The 24,550-nt window shown below is 70.9% G+C and carries 21 protein-coding genes; 16 read left to right on the forward strand and 5 right to left on the reverse strand.

Translation table 11 applies throughout. The features are described 5' to 3' along the window. Nucleotides 1–45 precede the first annotated feature (45 nt). The 4 genes from VIU94_RS34915 to VIU94_RS34930 all read right to left on the reverse strand — a co-directional run bounded on the left by VIU94_RS34915 (nt 46) and on the right by VIU94_RS34930 (nt 4,622). Entirely contained in the window at nt 46–747 is a 702-nt protein-coding gene (locus VIU94_RS34915) for a FadR/GntR family transcriptional regulator (RefSeq protein WP_331917883.1), read from the reverse strand. An 87-nt stretch (nt 748–834) separates the two neighbouring features. Next, entirely contained in the window at nt 835–1,878 is a 1,044-nt protein-coding gene (locus VIU94_RS34920; protein WP_331917885.1) for an ABC transporter permease, read from the reverse strand. 2 nt (nt 1,879–1,880) lie between these two features. After that, nucleotides 1,881–3,467, reverse strand: coding sequence for a sugar ABC transporter ATP-binding protein (locus VIU94_RS34925; RefSeq protein WP_331917887.1), 1,587 nt, complete (start codon nt 3,465–3,467; stop codon nt 1,881–1,883). 105 nt (nt 3,468–3,572) lie between these two features. Further along, nucleotides 3,573–4,622, reverse strand: a complete 1,050-nt coding sequence (locus VIU94_RS34930) for a sugar ABC transporter substrate-binding protein (protein WP_331917889.1) — start codon at nt 4,620–4,622, stop codon at nt 3,573–3,575. A 578-nt stretch (nt 4,623–5,200) separates the two neighbouring features. Here VIU94_RS34930 and VIU94_RS34935 point away from each other — a divergent pair. From VIU94_RS34935 to VIU94_RS34980, 10 genes are all read left to right on the forward strand, one after another. After that, nucleotides 5,201–6,052, forward strand: coding sequence for a fumarylacetoacetate hydrolase family protein (locus VIU94_RS34935; protein ID WP_331917891.1), 852 nt, complete (start codon nt 5,201–5,203; stop codon nt 6,050–6,052). Nucleotides 6,053–6,063: 11 nt separating this feature from the next. Beyond that, the gene (locus tag VIU94_RS34940; RefSeq protein WP_331917893.1) at nt 6,064–7,401 is read left to right on the forward strand and encodes an L-fuconate dehydratase; all 1,338 of its coding nucleotides are present in this window, start codon (nt 6,064–6,066) and stop codon (nt 7,399–7,401) included. After that, entirely contained in the window at nt 7,398–8,156 is a 759-nt protein-coding gene (locus VIU94_RS34945) for an SDR family NAD(P)-dependent oxidoreductase (protein WP_331917895.1), read from the forward strand. The genes VIU94_RS34940 and VIU94_RS34945 overlap by 4 nt, the downstream gene beginning before the upstream one ends. Further along, nucleotides 8,153–9,163: an aldo/keto reductase gene (locus tag VIU94_RS34950; protein WP_331917897.1), complete on the forward strand. Its 1,011-nt coding sequence runs from the start codon at nt 8,153–8,155 to the stop codon at nt 9,161–9,163. Before VIU94_RS34945 ends, VIU94_RS34950 begins: the two co-directional genes overlap by 4 nt. Then, nucleotides 9,160–9,471, forward strand: coding sequence for an L-rhamnose mutarotase (locus tag VIU94_RS34955; RefSeq protein WP_331917899.1), 312 nt, complete (start codon nt 9,160–9,162; stop codon nt 9,469–9,471). Before VIU94_RS34950 ends, VIU94_RS34955 begins: the two co-directional genes overlap by 4 nt. Further along, nucleotides 9,468–10,376, forward strand: coding sequence for an amidohydrolase family protein (locus tag VIU94_RS34960; protein ID WP_331917901.1), 909 nt, complete (start codon nt 9,468–9,470; stop codon nt 10,374–10,376). The genes VIU94_RS34955 and VIU94_RS34960 overlap by 4 nt, the downstream gene beginning before the upstream one ends. Further along, nucleotides 10,367–11,107, forward strand: coding sequence for a (Fe-S)-binding protein (locus VIU94_RS34965; protein WP_331917903.1), 741 nt, complete (start codon nt 10,367–10,369; stop codon nt 11,105–11,107). Before VIU94_RS34960 ends, VIU94_RS34965 begins: the two co-directional genes overlap by 10 nt. Further along, nucleotides 11,104–12,603 (forward strand): LutB/LldF family L-lactate oxidation iron-sulfur protein, encoded by a 1,500-nt coding sequence (locus VIU94_RS34970; protein ID WP_331917905.1) that lies wholly within the window; start codon nt 11,104–11,106, stop codon nt 12,601–12,603. The genes VIU94_RS34965 and VIU94_RS34970 overlap by 4 nt, the downstream gene beginning before the upstream one ends. Further along, the gene (locus tag VIU94_RS34975) at nt 12,600–13,301 is read left to right on the forward strand and encodes a LutC/YkgG family protein (protein WP_331917907.1); all 702 of its coding nucleotides are present in this window, start codon (nt 12,600–12,602) and stop codon (nt 13,299–13,301) included. Before VIU94_RS34970 ends, VIU94_RS34975 begins: the two co-directional genes overlap by 4 nt. 117 nt (nt 13,302–13,418) lie before the next feature. After that, nucleotides 13,419–16,619 (forward strand): glycosyl hydrolase family 95 catalytic domain-containing protein, encoded by a 3,201-nt coding sequence (locus VIU94_RS34980; protein WP_331917909.1) that lies wholly within the window; start codon nt 13,419–13,421, stop codon nt 16,617–16,619. A gap of 67 nt (nt 16,620–16,686) precedes the next feature. Here the strand turns inward: VIU94_RS34980 and VIU94_RS34985 are convergent, their stop codons facing one another. Further along, entirely contained in the window at nt 16,687–17,856 is a 1,170-nt protein-coding gene (locus tag VIU94_RS34985; protein WP_331917911.1) for an ROK family protein, read from the reverse strand. Nucleotides 17,857–17,960: 104 nt separating this feature from the next. On the opposite strand from VIU94_RS34985, the gene VIU94_RS34990 reads away from it, so the two are divergent. The 6 genes from VIU94_RS34990 to VIU94_RS35015 are packed head-to-tail and all read left to right on the forward strand — an operon-like array spanning nt 17,961 to nt 24,505. Beyond that, the gene (locus VIU94_RS34990) at nt 17,961–19,052 is read left to right on the forward strand and encodes a Gfo/Idh/MocA family protein (protein WP_331917913.1); all 1,092 of its coding nucleotides are present in this window, start codon (nt 17,961–17,963) and stop codon (nt 19,050–19,052) included. Next, entirely contained in the window at nt 19,046–20,482 is a 1,437-nt protein-coding gene (locus VIU94_RS34995) for a sugar ABC transporter ATP-binding protein (protein ID WP_331917915.1), read from the forward strand. The genes VIU94_RS34990 and VIU94_RS34995 overlap by 7 nt, the downstream gene beginning before the upstream one ends. Further along, the gene (locus tag VIU94_RS35000) at nt 20,479–21,477 is read left to right on the forward strand and encodes an ABC transporter permease (RefSeq protein ID WP_331917917.1); all 999 of its coding nucleotides are present in this window, start codon (nt 20,479–20,481) and stop codon (nt 21,475–21,477) included. Before VIU94_RS34995 ends, VIU94_RS35000 begins: the two co-directional genes overlap by 4 nt. Then, nucleotides 21,474–22,454 (forward strand): ABC transporter permease, encoded by a 981-nt coding sequence (locus VIU94_RS35005; RefSeq protein ID WP_331917919.1) that lies wholly within the window; start codon nt 21,474–21,476, stop codon nt 22,452–22,454. Before VIU94_RS35000 ends, VIU94_RS35005 begins: the two co-directional genes overlap by 4 nt. A gap of 5 nt (nt 22,455–22,459) precedes the next feature. Next, nucleotides 22,460–23,671, forward strand: a complete 1,212-nt coding sequence (locus VIU94_RS35010; protein ID WP_331917921.1) for a substrate-binding domain-containing protein — start codon at nt 22,460–22,462, stop codon at nt 23,669–23,671. Next, nucleotides 23,672–24,505 carry a sugar phosphate isomerase/epimerase family protein gene (locus VIU94_RS35015; RefSeq protein ID WP_331917923.1) on the forward strand — a complete coding sequence of 278 codons (834 nt, stop codon included), beginning with the start codon at nt 23,672–23,674 and terminating at the stop codon, nt 24,503–24,505. It begins immediately after the preceding gene. Nucleotides 24,506–24,550 lie beyond the last annotated feature (45 nt).

Consider the following 24,550-nt stretch of genomic DNA (forward strand, 5'->3'; position numbering starts at 1 on the left):
GCAGGGCAGGCCGGCCGTACCCGTGCGCGGCGCGTGTTCGGCCGGTCAGTCGTCGATGGATCCCAGCGAGTCGTCCTCCAGGCTGGCCGCCAGCCACTGCTCGACGGCGCTGATGTGGGTGGTCGCGGTGGAGACGGCGAGCAGCGTGTCCCGCGCCTCCAGTGCGCGGAGGATCTCCTCGTGGTCCTTGTGGGCGTTCTCCAGGGCGTGGCTGGTCCGGCTGCCGCGCATGATGCGTACGCGCTGCGTACGGGTGGAGAGCACGGACAGGAGCATGGACAGCACCGGGTTGCCGACGGCCTCGACGATCCTGAGGTGGAAGGCGATGTCGTGGGCGACGAACTCGTCGACGGTGGCAGCGGAGCGGCACTGGTCGAGGAGGTGGCGCAGTTCCCTCAGGTCGTCCGGCTGCAGAAGGGCGGCGGCGAGTCCGGTGGCCTGCGGTTCGAGGAGCCTGCGGACCTGGAGCAGCTGCAGGGCGGTCTGCCCCTGGGAGACGTCGGCCGCGAAGGAGAGACTCTCGAGCAGCAGGTGGGGCTCCAGGCTGGAGACGTACGTGCCGTCGCCCTGCCGGGTGATCAGGATCCGCATGGCGGTCAGAGCCCGGACGGCTTCGCGCAGCGAGCTGCGGGACAGGCCGAGCTGTTCGGCGAGGACCTCTTCCTTCGGAAGGCGGGAGCCGGGTGCGAGTTCGCCGGTGACGATCATCGCCTTGATCTTGTCGATGGCCTCGTCGGTCAGTGCCACGAGTGTGTCTCTCCAAGCCGGGTGTGTGACGGGCGGCGGCTCTGCCCGCCCGTTCCGGGGCCGGGCGGAGCCGTTCGTGGGGTGAGGCTATTCCTGCTTCTCGCCGGAGGCGAAGCGGGAGATGACCAGGGCGACAATGATGATGAGGCCGTTGAGGAACTGGTTCCACAGGGGCGGTACCCCCGCCAGTGTCATGACGTTGACGACGAGCTGGAGGGTCAGTACACCCGTCAGGGCTCCGAACACCGAGCCCTTGCCGCCGTTGAGGCTCACGCCGCCGATGACGGTCGCCGCGAAGACCTGGAAGATCCAGCCGCTGCCCTGGGTCGCGGAGATGGAGCCGTAGTGGCCGCTGTAGAGGATGCCGGCGAACGCGGCGAGCACACCGCCGACGACAAGGGCGATCCACACGATCCGCTCGACGCGGATGCCGGCGGTGCGGGCCGCCTCTGCGTTGCCGCCGATCGCGTACAGGGCCCGGCCGTGCCGCAGCCAGGCCAGCGCGCTGCCGCCGATGGCGAAGAGCGCCGCGCAGACCCAGATCGCGGCGGGCACGCCGAGCCACGAAGCCTTGCCCAGGTAGGTGAAGGACGGCGGCAGGTCGATGATGGACTGGCCCTCGGACAGTGCGACCTGGAGGCCGCGCAGCATGGTCAGGGCCCCCAGCGTCACGATGAAGCCGTTGAGGCGCAGTTTGAGGATCAGGAATCCGTTGACGGCGCCGATCAGTGCGCCGACGAGCAGGCACAGCGGTACGGCCGTCCACTCGGGAAGGAGTCCGAGCCCGTTGAACCGGCCTCCGCTGGTGGGCAGGATCAGCCAGACGGCGACGAGAGGAGCGACGCCGATGGTCGACTCCAAGGAGAGGTCCATCCGGCCGCAGATCAGGATGAACGTCGTGGCGAGGACGAGCAGGCTCAGTTCGGTGGACTGCTGGGCGACGCCGATGAGGTTGTCGGCGGTGAGGAAGGCCGGCGAGACGATGAACCCGATCAGGCCGAGCACCAGGATGGCGGGGACGAGGGAAAGCTCACGGAAGCGGCCGAGGTCGACGCGCCGACGCGCGGGGCTCCCGGTGGCAGCCTCCGCCGCGCTCGTCGCGGGCTCGGTGAGATCTGTGGTGGCGGACATGACTACCTTCCGTGCTTGTCGGTGCCGGATGCGGGGGATGCGCTGCCGGCGTCGGTGACGCCCTCGATCGCGGCGACGACGTCCTCGTCCTTCCAGCCGCGCCGGAACTCGGCGACGACCCGTCCGTGGAACATGACGACGACCCGGTCGCACACCTTGAGGTCGTCGAGCTCGTCGGAGACGATCAGCGCGGCCCTGCCGCTGTCGGCGACCTGTCGGATCCTGCCGAGCAGGAACTCCTTGGACTTGACGTCGACGCCGTTGGTGGGCCGGATGGCCACCAGGACGTGGGGGTCCGTGGCGAGGGCGCGGGCGACCACGACCTTCTGCTGGTTGCCGCCGGAGAGGGCGGAGACCGGGGTGGCGGCTCCCGGGGTCTTGATGTCGAGATCCCGGATCATGCGCTGGGCGAAGACCTTCGTCCGGGAGGGCAGCACCGTGCCGAACGGGCCGAGCTGGTCCGTGACCGTGAGCGTCGCGTTCTCCGCCACGCTCCGGTCGTTCACCAGTCCCTGGAGGTGGCGGTCCTCGGGGACGAGACCGACCCCGGCGGCGAGGGCGGACGGCACGCTGCCGGTGCGTACGATCCTGCCGGCGGCCGAGATCCTGCCGCCCTTGGCGCGGTGCAGACCGGCGACGGCCTCGCCCACCTGCACGTTGCCGCTGGCCGCCGAGCCGGCGAGTCCGACGACCTCGCCCTGACGGACCGAGAGCGACAGGTCCTCGCAGACACCGGGAAGCGTCAGCGCGTCGATCGCCAGCAGCTCCACGGCGTCGGTCACCTCCGCCGGGGGCCTGCCCTGCATCACGGACGTGACGGAGGCGGACTCGCCGGTCATGGCCTCGACCAGCGCCTGATGGCCGAGCCGGGCCACCGGCGCGGTGAGGACGTGCGCCGCGTCGCGGTAGACCGTGACGGTGCTGCAGAGGTCGTACACCTCTTGCAGGTGGTGGGAGATGAAGAGGAAGGCGACGCCCTGCTCCTGGAGGTCGCGGAGCCTGTCGAAGAGGCGGCCGATGCCGCGGGCGTCGAGCTTGGCGGTCGGCTCGTCGAGGATGATGAAGCGGGCGCCGAAGGACAGTGCCCGGGCGATCTCGACGAATTGCCGCTGCTCGACGGTGAGGTCCTTCGCCCGTGCGGCGGGGTCGACTTCCACCCCGTATTCGCCGAGCAACTCCTCCGCGCGGACCCGGAGCTGCTTCCATCGGATGCGCCGCAGCGGTCCGGCGCTCTGTCGGTTGAGGAAGAGGTTCTCGGCGACCGTGAGGTCGCCGATGACGGTGGAGTGCTGGTAGACGCAGGCGACGCGGGACCGCCAGGCGTCGATGTCGCCGACGGCGGGTGCCGGTGCGCCCGAGAAGCGCAGGGATCCGGTGTCGGGTCGCTGTAGTCCGGTGAGGACGGAGACGAGCGTCGACTTGCCGGCGCCGTTGCGTCCGACCAGGGCGTGCGACTCGCCCGCCGCGACGCTGATGCGGGCGTCGCGCAGGGCGACGGTCGCGCCGAACCGTTTGGTGATGCCGGTGGCCTCGGCCACCGGGGCCGGGTGTCCGGAGCCTGTCGCCGGGGCGGTCGCGGTGTCCGCCATGGTGGATACCGTCCTTCGTGTGCGGGTGCTGGGGTGATGGGGAGCGCGAGGAGCGGCGCGGTGGGGCGAGGGCGATGTCACCCGCCCCACCGCGGGTGTCGGCGGTCAGCCGACGTTGTTGCCCCACAGGGCCTTGTCCTCGACGTTCTCCTTGGTCACCAGCGGAGCGGGCAGCTGGTCCTCCAGACCGTTCGGGATCTTGACGATGGTGGAGCCGTGGTCCGTCGCACCCGGCTGGAAGGTCTTGCCCTCGGTCGCGGCCTTGGCGTAGTACAGCGCGTACTTGGCGTAGAGGTCGGCGGGCTGGGAGACGGTGGCGTCGATCTGGCCCTTGCGGATCGCGTCGAACTCCTGCGGGATGCCGTCGTTGGAGATGATCGAGATGTGTCCCTTCTCGCCGGCCGGCTTCAGCAGACCCTTCTGCTCCAGGAGCGCCAGCGTCGGCTGCAGGAAGACGCCGCCGGCCTGCATGTAGATGCCGTTCAGATCCGGGTTCTGGGCGAGCAGCGACTGGAGCTTGGCGGAGGCCACGTCGCCCTTCCAGTCGGTGGGCAGCTCGAAGACCTTGATCTTCGGGAACTTCGTCTTCATGCACGCGGCGAACGCCTCTGAGCGGTCGCGCCCGTTGATGGAGTCCAGGGCGCCCTGCAGCTCGGCGACCTTGCCCTCGCCGTTCAGCTGCTTGCCGAGGAACTCGCATGCCTTGGTTCCGTACGCCCGGTTGTCGGCCCGGACCACCATGTAGACGTCGCCCTTGTCCGGCCGGGTGTCGACGCTGACCACCGGGATCTTCGCCGCCGACAGGGTGTCGAGGGTCGAGGCCACGGCCCCGGTGTCCTGGGGCGCCATGACGACGGCCTTGGCCCCGGTGTTCTGGAACACCTGCACGTTGGCGACCAGCTTGGTGATGTCGTTCTGCGAATTGCTCAGGGGCAGGGTGTGGACCCCTCCGGACGCGATGTCCTTGTTCAGGTACTGCGCGTAGGAGTTCCAGAAGTCGGAGTCGGAGCGCGGCAGGTCGATGCCGATGGCGGGCTTGCCGCTGCCGGAGCCGGCCGAGTCCGCGCCCTCACGGTTGCACGCGGTGGCGAGGGACAGTGCCGCGAGGACGGCGGCGGCTGCCGTGGCGGTGGAACGGGTGCGAGCGAGCTTCATGGCTGTGTTCTCTCCTGAGCCGGGGCGGGGGAGCCGCAGAACGAGGGTGGGAGGTGGCGGATTCGCCTGCCGGGAGGGGCGAGCCCGCCGTCCGGGCGGAGGGCGGCCCGGCGCGTGGCGTGCGGGACCGTGCCCGGGGGAACGGCAAGTGAGGTCCAGCCGGTGACCGAGGCTTCGGAGACGAATGCAGTCATCGCGGAGGCAGGGAGCGGACGCTGGAGGTGTGCACATTCCTCCGATGTATCTCGGACGTCGAGGACGTTACGACGGCGTTGCCGACGTTGACAAGGGGTCCGCTTCCATCGAATCCCCGGACGTCGGGGCCTGGAGTTCCACTGAATCCCTGTCAGGTGCGCGTGGTGCGTGGGGATGAGCGTCTCGACGTCTCGAATCCCCGGCCGCGACCACTCGATCGCAGATACATCCGATGTATGCGTTGCGGGCCATGCGTCCTTGTGTCTACAGTCGCGCTGCCGCCATACGTCCGATGACTCTGTCCGATGCCTGAAGGCGCGGGCCATCGTCGACCCCTGCGGTCGACCTCCTCGACGAACCAGCCATGGCAAGGGAGTTGTCCAGTGAAACTGCTACGTGTCGGTGCCCCTGGTGAGGAGCGGCCCGCCGTCCGCACCGACGACGGCCGACTGCTCGACCTCTCCTCCGTGGGCTCCGACATCGACGGCGCCTTCCTCGCCTCGGGCGGTCTCGACCGGGCTCGTACGGCGCTGGCGGAGGGATCGCTGCCCGAGCTGGACCCGGAAGGACTACGCGTCGGGGCACCCGTCGCCCGCCCCGGCAAGGTCGTCTGCGTCGGCCTGAACTACCGGGACCACGCCGCCGAGACCGGCGCGCAGCTCCCCTCGCGGCCGGTCGTGTTCATGAAGGACCCGGGCACGGTCGTGGGCCCGTACGACGAGGTGCTGATACCCCGCCGCTCGGCGAAGACGGACTGGGAGGTCGAACTCGCCGTCGTCATCGGCCGCAGGGCGCGCTACCTCGCCGGGCCGGCCGCCGCACGGGCGGTGATCGCGGGGTACGCGGTCAGCCACGACGTGTCGGAACGCGAGTTCCAGCTGGAGTACTCGCCCCAGTGGGACCTGGGCAAGTCCTGCGAGACCTTCAACCCCCTCGGCCCCTGGCTCGTCACCGCCGACGAGGTCGGCGACGCCCAGAACCTTCGACTGCGCCTGAGCGTCAACGGTGTGAAGCGGCAGGACGGCCACACCGGCGACATGATCTTCACGGTCGACCACATCGTGTCGTACCTCAGCCAGTACATGGTCCTGGAGCCGGGCGACGTCATCAACACGGGCACGCCCGCGGGCGTGGCCCTCGGCCTGCCCGGCACCCCCTTCCTGACTCCCGGCGACACCGTCGAGCTGTCCGTCGACGGGCTCGGCAGCCAGCGCCAGACCTTCGGCCAAGCGTGAAAGGCACCCCTTTGACTGCAACCCCCGCCCGGATCACCGCGGTCGACACCTTCGACATCCGCTTCCCGACCTCACGGGAGCTGGACGGGTCGGACGCGATGAACCCGGACCCGGACTACTCCGCCGCCTACCTGATCCTGCGCACCGACGCCGGCGACGGGCTCGAAGGACACGGCTTCACCTTCACCATCGGACGCGGCAACGACGTCCAGGTCGCCGCCGTCGACGCGCTGCGGCACCACGTGGTGGGACGCCCCGTGGCGGAACTCTGCGCCGACCCGGCCTCGCTCAGCCGTGACCTGATCGGAGACAGCCAGCTGCGCTGGCTCGGCCCCGAGAAGGGAGTGATGCACATGGCGATCGGCGCCGTCGTCAACGCTGTGTGGGACCTCGCCGCCAAGCGGGCCGGCAGGCCGCTGTGGCAACTGCTCGCCCACGCCTCCCCGGAATGGCTGGTCTCCCAGGTCGACTTCCGCTACATCGCCGATGCCCTCACTCCCGAGGAGGCCCTCCACCTCCTCCGCGAGGGGCGCGCAGGCCTCGCCGAGCGCGAGACGGCGCTGCTGGCACGCGGCTACCCCGGCTACACCACATCACCGGGCTGGCTCGGCTACTCCGACGACAAGCTCACCCGGCTCGCCCGGCAGGCTGTCGCGGACGGCTTCACCCAGATCAAGCTCAAGGTCGGTGCCGACCTCGACGACGACATCCGACGACTGCGCACCGCACGTGCCGCCGTCGGCGCCGGCATCCGCATCGCCATCGACGCCAACCAGCGGTGGAACGTGAACGAGGCGATCGACTGGACCCGCGCCCTCGCCGAATTCGACCCGTACTGGATCGAGGAGCCCACCAGCCCCGACGACATCCTCGGCCACGCGACGATCCGCAAGGCCGTGACACCGGTGAAGGTCGCCACGGGCGAGCACGTGCAGAACCGTGTCGTCTTCAAGCAGCTCCTGGAAGCCGGCGCCATCGACGTCCTCCAGATCGACGCCGCCCGGGTCGGAGGCGTCAACGAGAACCTCGCGATCCTGCTGCTCGCCGCCAAGTTCGGTGTGCCCGTCTGCCCGCACGCCGGCGGGGTGGGGCTCTGCGAGCTGGTGCAGCACCTGTCGATGTTCGACTACCTGGCACTGTCCGGCACCACGGAGAACCGCGTGATCGAATACGTCGACCACCTCCACCAGCACTTCACCGAGCCCGTGGTGATACGCGACGGCCACTACGCCGCGCCGCTCGCCCCCGGCTTCTCCGCCGCCATGCGGGCGGAGTCCATGGCCGAGTACCGCTACCCGGACGGAACGTTCTGGGTGGCCGACCGCACCGGACAGGAGAACGTGGCATGACCGAGCTGTCAGGCCTCAGGGCCGTCGTCACCGGCGGCGCTTCCGGCATCGGACGGGCCACGTCCCGCGCGCTGGCCGCGCGTGGCGCGGCGGTCGCCGTGCTCGACCTTGACCCGTCCGGCGTGCCCGAACCACTGCTCGCCCTCAAGGCCGACGTCGGGGACGACGTCTCGGTACGCACGGCCGTGGACATCTCCGCCGCACGACTGGGCGGCATCGACATCCTCGTCAACAACGCGGGCATCGGCGCCGCCGGAACCGTCGAGGACAACGACGACGAGCAGTGGCACCGCGTCCTGGACGTCAACGTCGTCGGCATGGTCCGTACCACCCGGGCGGCCCTGCCGTATCTGCGCCGATCCGCGCACGCCGCCGTCGTCAACACCTGCTCCATCGCGGCCACCGCCGGGCTCCCGCAGCGGGCTCTGTACTCCGCGAGCAAGGGAGCCGTGCTGTCCCTCACCCTCGCCATGGCCGCGGACCACGTCCGCGAGGGCATCCGGGTCAACTGCGTCAACCCCGGCACCGCCGACACCCCCTGGGTGAGCCGGCTCCTGGACGCCGCCGACGACCCACGGGCCGAGCGCGCCGCCCTCGAAGGCCGCCAGCCCATGGGCCGACTGGTCACGGCCGAGGAAGTAGCCGCCGCCATCGTGTACCTCGCCGGTCCCGCCGCCGCCAGTGTCACCGGCACCGCGCTCGCGGTCGACGGCGGCATGCAGGGACTGCGCCTGCGCCCGGCGGTCCCCTCGTGAGGACCACCATCCCGGGCGGTGGTGCCCTCCGGGTCTCACGACTGGCGCTGGGCTGCGCCGCCCTCGGCAACCTCTACGAGCCGGTGAGCGACGAGACCGCCCGCGCCACCGTGGACGCGGCCTGGGACGCCGGTGTCCGCACCTTCGACACCGCACCCCATTACGGTCTGGGTCTGTCGGAACAGCGCCTCGGGGCGGCCCTGCACGGCCGCCCCCGCGACGAGTACACCCTCTCGACCAAGGTGGGCCGCATCCTCGTACCCGACGCCGAGGGCCGCGGCGGCGACGACCTCGCCAACGGCTTCGCCGTGGCGGCGACCCACCGCCGCGTCTGGGACTTCAGCGCCGACGGGGTGCTGCGCTCCCTGGAGGCGAGCCTGGACCGCCTCGGCCTCGACCGTGTCGACCTCGCTCTCCTGCACGACCCGGACGAACACGCCGAGCAGGCCCTTCGCGAGGCGTACCCGGCGCTGGAACGGCTGCGCGCCGAAGGCGTGGTCGGGGCGATCGGCGTCGGGATGAACCAGTCCGCGCTGCCCGCCCGCTTCCTGCGCGAGACCGACATCGACGTGGTCCTCCTCGCCGGCCGCTACACCCTGCTCGATCAGGACGGGCTCGGCGAGCTGCTGCCGGAGGCGGCCGCCCGCGGCCGTGGCGTGATCATCGGAGGCGTACTCAACTCCGGTCTGCTCACCGCTCCGAGGCCGGGTGCCACGTACGACTACGCGCCCGCCCCGCAGCCGGTGCTCGACCGTGCCCTGCGGCTCCTGGAGATCACCGAACGCCACGGCGTCCCGTTGCGTGCCGCCGCCCTGCACTTCCCGTTCGGCCACCCCGCCGTCGCGAGCGTCCTGACGGGCGCGCGGTCCCCCGAGGAGGTGCGCGACACCGTGGAGCAGCTGCGCCGTCCGGTCCCGGACGCGCTGTGGGACGAACTGCGCGCCGAAGGCCTCCTCGGCCCGGGTGTCCCCGTCCCCCACGCCGGACCGTCGAAGGAGGAGTCATGAGGGTCGCCCTGCACACCAGGGTCCGCGCCGACCGCGTGGAGGAGTACGAGGCGGCGCACCGCGAGGTGCCCGAGGAACTCACCGCCGCCATCCGCGCCGCCGGCGTCAGGGAGTGGACGATCTGGCGCAGCGGCACCGATCTGTTCCACCTACTGGAGGTGGACGACTACGCGACGACGATCGCCTCGCTCGGGAAACTGCCGGTCAACACCGCCTGGCAGGCACGGATGAGCGGCCTCCTGGACGTCGTCCACGACTACTCGGACGAGGGTGCGGACGCCTCGCTGCCGGTGGTGTGGCAGCTGTGACCGCCTCCCACACCGAGCTCCGCGTCGTCGACGCCCACCACCACGTGTGGCAGCTGTCCGTACGCGACCAGGACTGGATCACCGGACCCGAACTGGCGCCGCTGCGGCGCGATTTCACCCTCGCCGACCTGGAGCCCGAGGCCCGCGCCGCCGGAGTCGCCGCCACCGTGCTGGTGCAGACGGTCACCGTGCCGGAGGAGACCCCGGAATTCCTGTCCCTGGCCGCGCGCAGCGACCTGGTCGCCGGTGTGGTCGGCTGGACCGACCTGACCGCCGCCGACGTCACCGACACCCTCGCGGGGCTGCGCGCGGGACCGGGCGGCGAACATCTGGTCGGCATCCGCCATCAGGTGCAGGGAGAACCCGACCCTCGCTGGCTGACCCGCCCCGACGTGCTGCGCGGTCTGGCCGCGGTCGCCGAGGCCGGACTCGTCTACGACCTCGTGGTGAAGCCCCATCAGCTGGAGGCCGCGGCCGAAGCCGCCGAGCTCCTGCCGGGACTCACCTTCGTCCTCGACCACCTGGGCAAGCCGGCCATCGGATCCGGTGAACTCGCCTCCTGGGCCCGGCGGATCCGACGGCTCGCCTCTCTGCCCAACACCGTCTGCAAACTCTCCGGCATGGTCACCGAGGCCGACTGGGACTCATGGACTCCGGACGACCTCAAGCCGTACGCCGACACGGTCCTGGACGCCTTCGGTCCGGAGCGGCTGATGTACGGATCCGACTGGCCCGTCTGCCGTCTCGCGGCCACCTACGCCGAAGTCCTCGGTGCCGCACACGCGGTGACGGCGCGACTCGACCCGGCGGAACGCCACGAGGTCTTCGCCGGCACCGCCACGCGGACCTACGGCCTGACGGTTACCGGATCCCCGGGTTCGCCGAAGGAAGCACCATGCGCATAGCCCTCTTCATCACCTGCTTCAACGACACGATGTTCCCCCGTACGGGCCGGGCGGTGACCGCACTCCTCGAACGCCTGGGCCACACCGTCGAGTTCCCGCAGGGGCAGACCTGCTGCGGCCAGATGCACTTCAACACCGGGTACCGCCGAGAGGCCCTGCCTCTGGTGCGCCGCTTCGCCGAGGTCTTCGCGGGCTACGACGCCGTCGTCGCCCCTTCCGGATCCTGCGCGGGCATGGTGCGCGGCCACCACCGGGTGCTGGCCGCCCAGTACGGGGACCCGGCCCTCGCCGAGGCGGTCGAGCGGGTGGTGCCGACGGTGTACGAACTGTCGGAACTCCTCGTCGACGTGCTCGGCGTCACCGATGTCGGGGCGTACTTCCCGCACCGCGTCACCTATCACCCCACGTGCCACTCGCTGCGCATGCTGCGGGTCGGGGACCGGCCCCTGCGGCTGTTGCGCGCCGTACGGGGCATCGACCTCGTCGAACTGCCCGACGCCGGATCCTGCTGCGGCTTCGGCGGCACGTTCGCGCTGAAGAACGCGGACGTGTCCAACGCCATGCTCGCCGACAAGACGCGCCATGTCCTGGGCACCGGCGCCGAGATCCTGTGCGCGGGCGACAACTCGTGCCTGGCGCACATCGGCGGCGGGCTCTCCCGCCTCCGTACGGGCGTCGGCTCCCTGCATCTGGCCGAGATCCTGGCCGCCACGGAAGGAGACGCACGGTGAGCGGTGCCGACAACGTCGTGTGGCTGGGAGCCCCGGCCTTCCCCGAAGCCGCGCGCGCCGCGCTCGCCGACAGCCGGTTGCGCGCGAACCTCCGCCGGGCCACCGGCACCATCCGGGACAAGCGGCTCGCGGTCACCGCCGAATTGGAGGACTGGGAGGAGCTGAGGGAGACGGCGGCGGCCGTCAAACGGCACACGCTCCGTCACCTGGACCACTACCTCCTGCGCCTGGAGAAGGCGGTGACCGCGGCGGGCGGAACGGTGCACTGGGCGGCCGACGCCGCGGCGGCAAATCGCATCGTGACCGAGCTGGTCCGGGCGACCGGCGAGCGCGAGGTCGTCAAGGTCAAGTCGATGGCCACGCAGGAGATCGGCCTCAACGAGGCGCTCGCCGACGCCGGCATCCGCGCCTACGAGACCGATCTCGCCGAACTCATCGTGCAGTTGGGCGGCGACCGCCCCTCCCACATCCTCGTGCCGGCCATTCACCGGGGCCGCTCCGAGATCCGGGAGATCTTTCGACGGGAGATGGGGGAGTGGGGCAGGCCGGCCCCCGACACGCTCACCGACGACCCACGCGATCTCGCCGAGGCCGCCCGTCTCCATCTGCGGGAGAAGTTCCTCCGGGCCAAGGTCGCCGTCTCCGGAGCCAACTTCGCCGCAGCCGACACCGGCACGGTGGTGGTCGTGGAGTCGGAGGGCAACGGGCGGATGTGTCTGACCCTGCCGGAAACCCTGATCACCGTCATGGGCATCGAGAAGGTCCTTCCCCGCTTCGCCGACCTGGACGTCTTCCTCCAACTGCTGCCGCGCTCCTCGACCGGCGAGCGCATGAACCCGTACACCTCGCTGTGGACCGGCGTCACCGACGGAGACGGTCCCAGCAGCTTCCATCTGGTGCTGCTCGACAACGGCCGCACCGCCACCCTGGCCGACGAGGTGGGCCGTCAGGCGCTGTCCTGCATCCGCTGCTCGGCGTGTCTCAACGTGTGCCCGGTCTACGAGCGCGCCGGCGGTCACGCCTACGGCTCCGTCTACCCCGGGCCGATCGGCGCCGTCCTGACCCCGCAGCTCGTCGGCGTCGCGAACGCCGCCTCGCTGCCCTTCGCCTCGACTCTGTGCGGTGCCTGTTACGACGCCTGCCCCGTGAAGATCGACATTCCGGAAGTGCTGGTCCATCTGCGTGCCGAGGCCGTCGAGGCCGAGCGGCGGAGCCGGCTGCTGCCCACCCCGGAGGCGCTGGCGATGAAGGCCGCGAGTGCTGTCCTGTCCTCGCCGGGGCGGCTCGCCACGGTGCAGAAGCTGGCCGCCCTCGGAGCCCGCCTGCTGTTCCGCGACGGCCTGATCGGTGCGCTGCCGGGGCCGCTCGCCCGCTGGTCCGGCACCCGGGACACGCCCGTGCCACCCCGGGAGTCGATGCGGGCCTGGTGGCGCCGTACGAGAACGGGCCCGCGAGACGAAGGCCGTCCGGCGACGGAGGGGAAGGAACGACGATGAGCGATCGAGAGGCCGTGCTGCGCGCGGTGAGGACGGCGCTGGCCGGCGTACCGGATTCCGAGAGCCCCGACGACCCTCCTTCGCGTGGCCCCGGCGTTGACCACGCGGGGCCGGACGTCGTCGGGCTGTTCGCCGAGCGCGCCGCCGAGTACCGGGCCGTGGTGGTCAGGGTGGCACCGGCCGACGCCGCCGCAGCGGTCGGCCGCGCCCTGGCGCGTACCGGAGCGCGGTCCGTGGTCGTGCCGCCCGGACTTCCCGCGGATCTGCTCCCGGAAGGGCCGTGGTCGTGGCTGACGGACGCGCCGCCCCTGACGGTCGGCCGGCTGGACCTCGCGGACGCCGTGGTCACCACCGCCGCCTCCGGCATCGCCGTCACCGGCACGGTGGCCCTCGACCACGGCCCCGGTCAGGGCCGCAGGGCGCTGACCCTGCTGCCGGACCAGCACGTCTGCGTGATCAGAGCGGACCGCATCGCCCCCGACGTGCCCGAGGCGCTGGGCCTGCTCGATCCGTACCGACCGCTGACGCTCGTCTCGGGGCCTTCGGCCACCAGCGACATCGAACTGGACCGGGTGGAGGGCGTGCACGGGCCGAGGGTCCTGGACATCGTCGTGATCGACGAAGGAGCTCGGGTTCAAACCTCCGACGTATCTGGCCAAGTCTCCTGTCGCAGCGGCGAATTGATGACGTATGAGTGATGCACGGCTCTAGACATCGGATCTCTTGCGCCGCAAAGATGACGACGCCTTCGGCGAAAGCCGGTGAGCCCCCACTTCCCCCGCAAGAGAACCCCTCGATGGATGGGAGACCGTGCCATGACCGAAGAGGCCCGACCGCAGCGCCGAAGCATCCTCAAGTTCGGTGGTGCTTTCGCCTTCGCACCCCTGGTCACTCAGTTGACCGACTGGACGCCGGCCGGCCAAGCCGCCGCCGCGCCGGCGGCCCCCGCGTCGGAGGCCGTCCAGTGGCCGACCCTCTCGCGTACGGCGCTGAAGTATCCCGTCCCTGCCATGGACTGGCAGTCGCAGGCTCTGCCGATCGGCAACGGCCGACTGGGCGCCATGCTCTTCGCCGACCCCGACCAGGAGCGCATCCAGTTCAACGAGCAGAGCCTGTGGGGCGGGGTCAACAACTACGACAACGCCCTCGCGGGCAAGCCGGACAGCGATTTCGACACCGGCATGACCGGCTTCGGCTCGTACCGGAACTTCGGTGACGTCGTGGTCTCCTTCCACGCCCGCCCGAAGGTCACGGTGCCCGGAGGCCCGTACCGGACCTCCTCGACGGAAGGCGTCGACAAGACGTACGACGGCGCGCCGAGCACCAAGTGGTGCATCGACGGGCCGGGCGCCAAGGTGCAGTGGCAGGTCGAGCTGCCCGACCCCGTCGCGGTCGCGTCCTACCGTCTGACGAGTGCCAACGACGTTCCGGAGCGCGACCCGCAGGAGTGGACGCTGTCCGGTTCCTCCGACGGCGCCACCTGGACCACCGTGGACAGTCGCACTCTGGCGACGCCCTTCGAGAGCCGCTTCCAGACGAAGGAATTCACCTGCAGCGGCACCGGGGCCTACCGCTTCTACCGCTTCGACTTCGTCCCCAAGGCCGGGGTAAGCCACTTCCAGGTGAGCGAGATAGCCCTGCCCGGAGTCGACCTCGTCGGGGGAGGAGCGATGTACCTGTCCTCGCCGAGCGGACACTCCGAGGGAGCCGGTACCGAGGCCGGGGCGCAGGGCATCTCGCGTTCGGTGGACGCCGATCCCGCCACCGTCTGGCGGGTGGAGGGAGGCGCACCCGCGGTCGTCTGGCAGGCCGACCTGCCCCGCGCGGCCGTCGTCACCTCGTACGCGCTGACGGCGGCCCCGGACCGTGCGCGGGACGACCCCCGGAGGTGGGTGCTCGAGGCGTCGCAGGACGGGCAGGTCTGGGTGACGCTCGACGTGCAGAACCCGGGTGCGTCCTTCGCCGGGCGCGGTGAGACCCGGACCTACCGGATCACCAACGCCACGGCCTACCGCACCTACCGGATCACCTTCACCCCCGGCAAGGCGTCCACCGGCTTCCAGATCGCGGAGGTCGCCCTGGCGGGCACGGGTCTCGATACGCGCACTCTGCGCACGTTCGTCGACTACCAGCGCGCCCTGGACTTCGCCCAGGGCCTCCATGTCACCCGCTTCGGCGCACCGGGACGGCGCGCCCTGCGGGAGGCCTTCGCCAGCCGGTCCGCGGACGTCATGGTCTTCCGGTACACATCGGACACCGACCGGGGACTGTCCGGAGTGATCTCCCTGACGTCCGGACAAGAGGGGGCTCCTGCAACCGTCGACGCCACCGCCGGGCGGATCGCCTTCCGCGGAGTCATGGGCAACGGCCTCAAGCACGCGTGCACCGTCCAGATCGCACACACGGACGGAGACGTGCGCGCGGAGGGGGCGACCCTCCGGTTCAGCGGTTGCACGAGCCTGACCCTGCTGCTCGACGCCCGCACCGACTACAAGCTCGACGCCGCCGCCGGGTGGCGCGGAGTCGATCCGGAACCGGTCGTCGTGCGCACGCTCGACGCGGCGGCCGCCCGGTCCTACGACGAGCTGCGCGAGGAGCACACCGCCGCGACGCGGGCCCTCATGAACCGTGTCTCCGTCGACTGGGGCACCTCCGGTGACGCCGTCGTCGCCCTCCCCACCCCCGTCCGGCTGGCACGGTACGCGGCGGGCGGGCAGGACCCGACCCTCGAACAGACGATGTTCGACCTCGGGCGGTATCTGCTGATCAGCTCCTCGCGCCCGGGAGGGCTGCCCGCCAACCTCCAGGGGCTCTGGAACGACAGCAACGCGCCGGCGTGGGCCTCCGACTACCACACCAACATCAATGTGCAGATGAACTACTGGGGAGCCGAGACGACGAACCTGCCGGAGTGCCACGAGGCGCTCGTCGGATTCATCCAGCAGGTGGCGGTCCCCAGCCGCGTGGCGACGCGCAACGCCTTCGGCGCGGACTCCCGGGGCTGGACCGCCCGTACCAGCCAGAGCATCTTCGGTGGCAACGCGTGGGAGTGGAACACCGTCGCGAGCGCCTGGTACGCGCAGCATCTGTACGAGCACTGGGCGTTCACCCAGGACATGGTCCACCTCCGCACCGTCGCATACCCGATGATCAAGGAGATCTGCGCGTTCTGGGAGGGACACCTCAAGGAGCGCGCGGACGGACTCCTCGTCGCGCCGAACGGCTGGTCCCCCGAGCACGGGCCGCGCGAGGACGGGGTCATGTACGACCAGCAGATCATCTGGGACCTGTTCCAGAACTACCTCGACTGCGAGGCGGTACTCGACGCGGACCCCGACCACCGGGCCAAGGTCGCGGACATGCAGGCGCGCCTCGCACCGAACAGGATCGGACGGTGGGGGCAGTTGCAGGAGTGGCAGGACGACATCGACAGCCCCACCGACACCCATCGCCACACCTCGCACCTCTTCGCGGTCTATCCGGGCCGGCAGATCACCACGGGGACGCCGGACTTCGCGGCCGCCGCCCTGGTCTCGCTCAAGGCGAGGTGCGGGGAACGGGAGGGCGTCCCGTTCACGGCCGCGACGGTGTCGGGCGACAGCCGCCGCTCGTGGACCTGGCCCTGGCGGGCGGCCCTCTTCGCCCGCCTCGGCGACGGGCACCGCGCCGGGATCATGCTGCGCGGACTGCTGACGTTCAACACGTTGCCCAACCTGTTCTGCAACCATCCGCCCTTCCAGATGGACGGCAACTTCGGCATCTCGGGTGCCGTGGCGGAGATGCTGCTGCAGAGCCACGACGGCGTCATCCGGCTGCTGCCCGCACTGCCGGACGAATGGAAGGCCAAGGGCTCCTTCACGGGCCTGCGCGCCCGCGGGGGCTACGAGGTCAGCTGCGAGTGGCGGGACGGGAAGGTCACGTCCTACCGGATCGTGGCCGACCGGGCGCCCGCGCGGACGACCGTCGCCGTGCGGGTGAACGGCGTCGACAAGAACGTAAGGCCGGCCAAGAGCTGACAGGGGAACCGGGAGAGCCACCGCCGCTCCGTCGGCGGCAGGCCGTGGTCGTCCGGCGCGAGGCCGCTCAGCCCGCGGTGACCGAGCGGTCCACCGCCCGCGGGCTGAGGGCGTCCTCGATCACCATGACCGCGGCGCCGACGACGCCCGCGCGGTCGCCCAGGAGGCGGCCGCGCATGGTCAGGTGCTGCGTGGCCAGCGGCAGGGAGCGGCTGTAGACGACCTCACGGATGCCCGCGAGGAGGTGTTCACCGGCATCCGCGAGGTCGCCGCCGACGACGATCACGCCCGGATTGAAGAAGTTCACCAGAGAGGCCAGGACCTCGCCGATGTCCCGGCCGGTCTGGCGGACCAGCTGGACGGCCAACGGGCTTCCGGAGCGGACCAGTTGGACCACACCCCGGGCGTCGGCGGCGTGCTCTCCCAGGGCGCGCAGTCGTGCGGCGAGGGCGCCGCCGCCGGCGACGGCCTCCAGGCATCCGGTGTTGCCGCACCGGCACAGTTGGTCCCCGGCGGAAAGAACCCTGATGTGCCCGATGTCGCCGGCGGCCCCCTGGGCGCCGCGGTGGAGGCGGTGCTCCGTGATGATGCCGCTGCCGATGCCGGTGCCGACCTTCACGAAGAGCAGGTGCTCGCACTCGTCGCCGGCGGCCCAGTGCTCGCCGAGCGCCATGATGTTGACGTCGTTGTCGACCAGGACGGGAACGCCGAGCCGTTCCCGGAGCCACTGGGACACGTCGAAGCCGTCCCAGCCGGGCATGATCGGCGGGTTGACGGGGCGTCCGGTGCCGTGTTCGACGGGGCCCGGGAGTCCGATGCCGGCCCCGCACACATCGGCGAGGGTGCGGCCGCACTCGTCGAGGAGAGCGCCGAAGGCGTCGACCAGCCAGCCCAGGACATGGTCGGGTCCCTCGGAGATCGGCATGTCCTGGGTGTGCTCGGCCATCACCCGGGTCTTCAGGTCGGTCAGGGCGATCCGCGCGTGCGTGGCGCCGAGGTCGGCGCAGAGCACCAGCCTGGCCTCGTCGTTGAAGGCGAAAGCCACGGCGGGCCGGCCGCCAGAGGAGATGGCGCCCTCGGCCGGGGCGATCCATTCCTGGTCGAGCAGGGCGTCGAGGCGCTGCGACACCGTGGATCTGGCGAGTCCGGTGAGCTGCATCAGTTCGGTACGCGTACGGGCGCGGCCGTCCCGAAGGATAGCCAGTAGTGCCCCCGCTCCAGCCGTCTCTGTGGTCAACGCTCCGTCTCCTCGTCGTCTCGTCGTCGTCGCGCCGGGCTAATGGTACCGAACTTCGCACTTTTGCTTGACCGTCGTCATAAGTCGTTCCTACGATCCGCAACATGCTTGAAATAAGACGAGAGTTGGCGGAACTCAGGGTGGGGATCGTTGGAACTGGCTTTATCGGGCGGGTACATGCCCGGGCCGTGGCACAGGCCGGTGCCCGACTGGTCGGCGTCGCCGCGGCGAACGCCGAGACCGCGCTGGAGGGTGGCAGGCTCCTCGGGGCGGAACTCGCCTTCGAGTCGGCCGAGGAGCTGATCGGCTCCGGCCGCATCGATGTCGTCCACATCTGCACTCCCAACCACCTGCACGCCCCCCTGGCCCTGAAGGCGCTCGACGCGGGACTCGCCGTCATCTGCGAGAAACCGCTCGCGACCGACGCGCGGACCGCGGCTCTCATGGCCGAACGTGCCGCGGAGAAGGGAGTCGTGGCCACCGTCCCCTTCGCCTACCGCTTCCACGCGATGGTCCGGGAGGCCCGCGTCAGACTCGCCGAGATCGGCAAGGTCAGCCTCGTTCAGGGGAGTTACCTGCAGGACTGGCTCCTGGAGCCCACCGACGACAACTGGCGCGTCGACCCCGCGCTCGGCGGCCCCGGCCGGGTGGTCGGTGACATCGGCTCGCACTGGTGCGACCTGGCCGAGTTCATCACCGGCGACCGGATCACCAAGGTCAGCGCCCAGACCGCCGTGGTCGTCCCGGAGCGGGCCGGCCGGGGAACCGTGCGCACCGAGGACATCGCCACCGTCCAGTTCACCACCGCCTCCGGTGCTCTCGGCGCGATGACGATCAGCCAGGTCGCCCCCGGACGCAAGAACCGCCTGTTCCTGGAGGTCTCGGGGACCACCGGAAGCCTCGCCTTCGACCAGGAGCACCCCGACCAGCTGTGGCTCGGCGGCCGCACCGACTCCAAGGCTCTGGTCCGGGACCCGCTGACCCTCTCCGACGAGGCCCGGCCCTACTCGCCGCTCCCGGCGGGGCACCCGCAGGGCTTCCACGACTGCTTCGACGCCTTCGTCGCCGACACCTACGCCGCGGTGCGGGGGGAACACCGCGACGGACTGCCCACCTTCGCGCACGGCGCCCGGGCCGCCGTCATCACCGACGCGATCCTCGGCTCCGCACAAACCGGCGGGTGGGTCTCGTGCTGAGGATGACCGGTATCGGCAAGACCTTCCCTGGCGCCCGGGTGCTCTCCGGCGTCGACCTGGAGGTGGCGGCCGGCGAGGTGCACGCCCTCATCGGGGAGAACGGCGCCGGCAAGTCCACCCTCATGAAGATCCTCGCCGGGGTGCACACCCCCGACGAGGGCACGATCGAGATCGACGGCCGCGCCCTGGCCTTCGGGCACCCGCTGGACGCCCAGCGGGCCGGAGTCTCGATCATCTACCAGGAACTGACGCTGCTGCCCGAGCGGACCGTCGCCGAGAACGTCTTCCTCGGCCGCGAACCCGTCCGCCGCGGTCTCGTCGACCGGGAGACGATGGAGCGCACCACCGCCGAACTCCTCGCCTCGCTCGGAGAGGAGTCCTTCGGCCCCCGCGATCTCGTCCGCCGGCTCTCTGTCGCCCAGCAGCAGGTCGTGGAGATCGTCAAGGCACTCTCGGTCGACGCCCGGATCGTCGTCATGGACGAGCCCACCGCGGCCCTCGCCGAACACGAGGTCGAACTGCTCTACCGCCTGGTCCGCCAGTTGCGCGAGCGCGGCATCGCCGTCCTCTACATCTCCCACCGGCTGCGCGAGATCTTCGACCTCGCCGACCGGGTCACCGTCCTCAAGGACGGCGCCAAGGTCGCCACCGAACCCGTCGACCGGATCACCACCGCCGATCTGGTCAGGCTGATGGTCGGCCGCGAGCTCACCGACTACTACCCGCCCCGCGCCCAGCGGCCGCCGGGAGACGTCCTGCTCTCGGTCCGCGGCGGCGGCAACGACCGGCTCGACGGCATCGACCTGGAGCTGCGCGCCGGGGAGATCGTCGGCGTGGCCGGACTCCAGGGCGCCGGCCGCACCGAACTGGTCAAGGCGCTGTTCGGCGCGGAGCCCTTCACCCGGGGCGAGATGACCCCGCGCAGACCCCGCTCGGTACGGGACGGCATCGCGGCGGGCATCGGCCTGGTCACCGAGGATCGCAAGTCCGAAGGGCTCGCCCTGCACCAGTCGGTCCGCGACAACGCGCTCCTCGTGGCGAGGGCCCGCAAGGGACGTGCCGGCGGATCCGTACTCGAACTGCTCGAACGGGTACGGCTCGCGCCGCCCCGTCCCGAGCAGGAGGTCCGCTACCTCTCCGGCGGCAACCAGCAGAAGGTCGTCCTGGCCAAGTGGCTGACCGTCGCCCCGAGCGTGCTGCTCTTCGACGAGCCGACCCGAGGCGTCGACGTCGGCGCCAAGGCGGCCATCCACGAGCTCGTACGAGAACTCGCCGACGGCGGCATGGCCGTCCTGATGGTCTCCTCCGAGCTCCCCGAACTCATCGGCATGAGCGACCGGATCCTCGTCCTGCGGGACGGCCGGATCGCCGGTCAACTGCCCGCAGGCGCAACGGAGGAAGCCGTGATGGAACTGGCGGCCGGATCATGACCCAGGAACTGCAGCCCCCCCTGCCCAGGACCGCCGCACTGCGCGGCCTGCGCGGCCTCGGCGCCGACAGCCCGGCCCGCCCCGTCTACCTGGCGCTCGTCGCGCTGACAGTCCTCGCATGGATTCTCTTCCTCACCGACGGCGGCCAGTTCTTCAGCCAGGTGAACACCGTCGGCATCCTCCAGCGCTCGGCCGCGCTCGGCATCGTCGCCGTGGGCCAGACGCTCGTGATCCTCGCCGGCTCCCTGGACCTCTCGGTCGCCTTCCTCATCAGCCTGGTCTCCCTGGTCGCGGCCGAGACCATGGCCGGCTACGGGGTCCTCCCCGCGATCGGCGCGGTCCTGGCCGTCAGCGCCCTCGTCGGCCTGGTGAACGGACTGGTGATCACCCGCCTGAAGGTGCACGCGTTCATCGCGACCCTGGGCATCTCCCTGATCATCAAGGGCGTGCTCGACCAGCGGTACGACGGCCCCGCCGGCAGCGTTCCCGAATCCTTCCAGCACCTCGGGTACGACCGCGTCGGACCCGTCCCCGTATCGGCCCTGCTCTGGGCGGCCATCGCGTTCGCCGCCTGGTTCCTGCTGCGCCGCACCACCCTCGGCTACCGGATCTACGCCGTCGGAGGCGATCCCGAGGTCGCCCGCCTCTCCGGCGTACGGACGGACCGGGTCGTCGTCGCCGCCCATGTGCTCTGCGCGCTGTGCGCCGGTCTGGCCGGCCTGCTGCTCGCCGCACGGCTCGGCGCCGGCGCGCCGACCGTCGGCAGCGACGGCGGCTACGACCTGGAGTCCATCGCCGCGGTCGTCCTCGGCGGCACCGCCCTCGCGGGCGGCCGGGGAGGCGTGGCCGGCACCGCCGGGGGAGTGCTCCTCCTGGCCGTCCTCGACAGCGTCTTCAACCAGCTCGAAATCAACTCGTTCGCCAAGGACGTGGTACGCGGGCTCGTCCTCGTCGCCGCCCTGGCGATCTACGCCCGCCGGAGGCTCGCCCGATGAGACGCACCCTGCCCATCTTCGGAGTCCTCGCCGTCCTGCTCGTCGCGATCGCCGTCGCCAACCCGTACTTCCTCGAACTCCCCGGCTTCCTCGCCTTCGTGAAGCGGGCCGCGCCGCTGGCGATCCTCGCCGCCGGCCAGTACTTCGTCATCGTCTCCGGGGAGTTCGACCTCTCGGTCGGTTCGCTCGTCACCGCCGAAGTCGTGATCGCAGCGCGCCTGATCGACGGCGACCCCGGGGCGACCTGGCCCGTCATCGTCCTGCTGCTCGTCCTCGGCACGCTGATCGGACTGGTCAACGGGGCGGTGACCACGTTCCTGCGGGTCCCCTCCTTCATCACCACCCTCGGCATGATGCTGATCCTGGCCGGCGCCGTCTTCCTGTGGACGGGCGGTGCCCCGCGCGGTGCGCTCACCGAGCAGTTCCGCACCTTCGGGCGTGGCGGCCTCGGCCCCGTACCGTGGTCGGTCCTGATCCTCCTGGCCGTCGTGGTCGCCGTCGTGCTCCTGATGCGCGCCGACTTCGGACGCACCCTCGTCGCCACCGGCGACAACCCGGGCGCCGCCGCGCTCTCGGGCGTACGGGTACCCCGCACGAAGACGATCGCGTTCGTGCTCTCCGGACTGTCCGCCGCGGTCTGCGCGGTCCTCCTCGGCGGGTTCGCCGGAGTCTCCGCCCAGGTCGGCCAGGGCCTGGAGTTCCAGGCCATCACCGCGGTGGTGCTCGGCGGTGTCGTACTCGGCGGCGGCCGCGGTTCGGTGGTGGCCGCCATCGCCGGAGCCTTCACCCTCGAAGCCCTGTTCACCCTGCTCAACCTGTACGGCATCTCGGGCGCCCTCGAGTCCGCCGTCCAGGGCGTCATCCTCATCGCCGCCATCGCCCTGGGCGCCCTGAGCCTGCCCGCACGGTCGGCTCGCGCCCGCACCACGAACGCCACCTCCCACACCACCCCCGACCCCACCCACGCGAAGGGCTGATCCCCATGTCACTCAACCCCAGACGCGCGCTCGCCGGTGCCGTGCTCGCCACCCTGCTGCCACTGTCGGCCTGCTCCAGTGACCTGCCCGAAGGGCCCGCGGCACCTGGCGGAGCCACGTCCAAGGGCTCCGGGGACGGCAAGAAGAACACCGGCGACCAGTCGAAGTTCTTCGTCCAGGCCGACTACGACGCCCAGCTCGCGATGCGCACCAAGCAGGCGACCGGTCCGGCCGGCAAGCCGTGGGAGCAGGCCATCGACCCACAGCCGGTCGACACCGCCGCGTACAAGAAGACCGGGCAGTACCACCTGTGCTTCTCCAACGCGGCCACCGACAACCCCTGGCGACAGGTCGGCTGGAAGACCATGCAGGCTGAGGTGGCCCTGCACAAGGAGATCGCCGAGTTCACCGTCCTGGACGCCGAGGGCAAGGACGACAAGCAGATCTCGGACATCGCCGAGCTCTCCGCCAAGGGCTGCGACGCGCTGATCGTCTCGCCCAACACCACCGCCACGCTCACCCCCGCAGTCAAGGGCGCCTGCCCGAAGGTGCCGGTCATCGTCTTCGACCGCGGAGTCCAGACGGACTGCCCGGTCACCTTCATCAAGCCGATCGGCGGTTACGCGTTCGGCGCCGACGCCGCCGAGTTCCTCATCGACAAGGTGAAGCCCGGCGGCAAGGTTCTCGCCCTGCGCATCCTGCCCGGCGTCGACGTCCTGGAGACCCGCTGGTCGGCCGCGAAGGTCGCCTTCGACAAGAGCGAACTCGACGTCGTCGGTGTCGAGTTCACCGACGGCGACGCCGCCAAGACCAAGGCCGTCGTCAGTGACTACATCCAGCGGTTCGGAAAGATCGACGGTGTCTGGATGGACGCCGGCGCCACCTCCGTCGCCGCCGTCGAAGCCTTCGAGGACGCCGGCGTGCCCGTCCCGCCGATCAACGGCGAGGACCAGCAGGACTTCCTCCAGAAGTGGAAGGACGCCCACCTGACCGCCGTCGCCCCCACCTACCCGACGTACCAGTGGCGCACCCCGGTCATCGCCGCCCTCAAGATCCTCAAGGGCGAGAGCGTGCCGAAGGTCTGGAACCTGCCGCAGCCCAAGGTGACCCAGGACAGCCTCGGCGACTACCTCAAGCCCGGCATGCCGCCCCTGCACTACGCGCTCTGCGGCTGCGAGGCCATGCCGGGATACCCGCAGAAGTGGGGCGGCAAGTAGATGCGATCCCTCGGCGTCAACACCTGGGTCTGGGCCTCGCCGCTCACCGACACCGTCCTGGAGAAGCTGGCCCCCCGAGTCGCCGACTGGGGATTCGACGTGATCGAACTCCCCGTCGAGCGACCGGGGGACTGGGACCCCGACCGCGCCGCGGAACTCCTCGCCCGCCTGGGTCTCGCCGCCTCGGTCGTCCTCGTCATGCCGCCGGGCCGCGAACTGGTCGCAGCCCCCGCCGAGACGATCCGCGACACCCAGGACTACCTGCGCCACTGTGTGGACGTCGCCGTCACCCTGGGAGCCCCCGCCGTCAGCGGACCGGCGTACGCGTCGGTCGGCCGCACCTGGAAGCTCGACGCCGACGAACGCGCCTCCGTCTACGCGGAGCTGCGCGAGAACCTCACGCCCGTCGTGGACTACGCCGCCGAACGGGGCGTGCGGATCGGCGTCGAACCGCTCAACCGCTACGAGACCAGCCTGATCAACACCGTCGACCAGGCGCTGGAGGCGCTGCCCGAACACTGCGGGCTGGCCCTCGACACCTACCACCTGAACATCGAGGAAAGGAGCCCGATCCAGGCGATCCGGGACGCCGGCTCGAGGATCGCCCACCTCCAGGTGTGTGGGACCGACCGCGGTGCCCCCGGTGCCGACCACTTCGACTGGCCCGGCTTCGCCTCCGCCGTCGACGAGGTCGGCTACGAAGGCCCGCTCGTCATCGAGTCCTTCACCCCGGACAACGCGGCCATCGCCACGGCCGCCTCCATCTGGCGGCCCCTGGCCGCCTCCCAGGACGCCATCGCCACCGACGGGCTGGCGTTCCTGCGGACGCTCTGAGCACTGACCCCAGCTGATCCTCCGTCTCAGGGAGCCAAGCAGTGC

The organism is Streptomyces sp., assembly GCF_036566765.1.
GTDB lineage: Bacteria > Actinomycetota > Actinomycetes > Streptomycetales > Streptomycetaceae > Streptomyces.

Coding starts and splice junctions, on each gene's coding strand:
- VIU94_RS34920 (WP_331917885.1), bottom strand. CDS start 1,878: ATGTCCGCCACCACAGATCTCACCGAGCCCGCGACGAGCGCGGCGGAG.
- VIU94_RS34925 (WP_331917887.1), bottom strand. CDS start 3,467: ATGGCGGACACCGCGACCGCCCCGGCGACAGGCTCCGGACACCCGGCC.
- VIU94_RS34930 (WP_331917889.1), bottom strand. CDS start 4,622: ATGAAGCTCGCTCGCACCCGTTCCACCGCCACGGCAGCCGCCGCCGTC.
- VIU94_RS34945 (WP_331917895.1), top strand. CDS start 7,398: ATGACCGAGCTGTCAGGCCTCAGGGCCGTCGTCACCGGCGGCGCTTCC.
- VIU94_RS34955 (WP_331917899.1), top strand. CDS start 9,160: ATGAGGGTCGCCCTGCACACCAGGGTCCGCGCCGACCGCGTGGAGGAG.
- VIU94_RS34965 (WP_331917903.1), top strand. CDS start 10,367: ATGCGCATAGCCCTCTTCATCACCTGCTTCAACGACACGATGTTCCCC.
- VIU94_RS34975 (WP_331917907.1), top strand. CDS start 12,600: ATGAGCGATCGAGAGGCCGTGCTGCGCGCGGTGAGGACGGCGCTGGCC.
- VIU94_RS34980 (WP_331917909.1), top strand. CDS start 13,419: ATGACCGAAGAGGCCCGACCGCAGCGCCGAAGCATCCTCAAGTTCGGT.
- VIU94_RS34990 (WP_331917913.1), top strand. CDS start 17,961: ATGCTTGAAATAAGACGAGAGTTGGCGGAACTCAGGGTGGGGATCGTT.
- VIU94_RS35000 (WP_331917917.1), top strand. CDS start 20,479: ATGACCCAGGAACTGCAGCCCCCCCTGCCCAGGACCGCCGCACTGCGC.
- VIU94_RS35005 (WP_331917919.1), top strand. CDS start 21,474: ATGAGACGCACCCTGCCCATCTTCGGAGTCCTCGCCGTCCTGCTCGTC.
- VIU94_RS35010 (WP_331917921.1), top strand. CDS start 22,460: ATGTCACTCAACCCCAGACGCGCGCTCGCCGGTGCCGTGCTCGCCACC.
- VIU94_RS35015 (WP_331917923.1), top strand. CDS start 23,672: ATGCGATCCCTCGGCGTCAACACCTGGGTCTGGGCCTCGCCGCTCACC.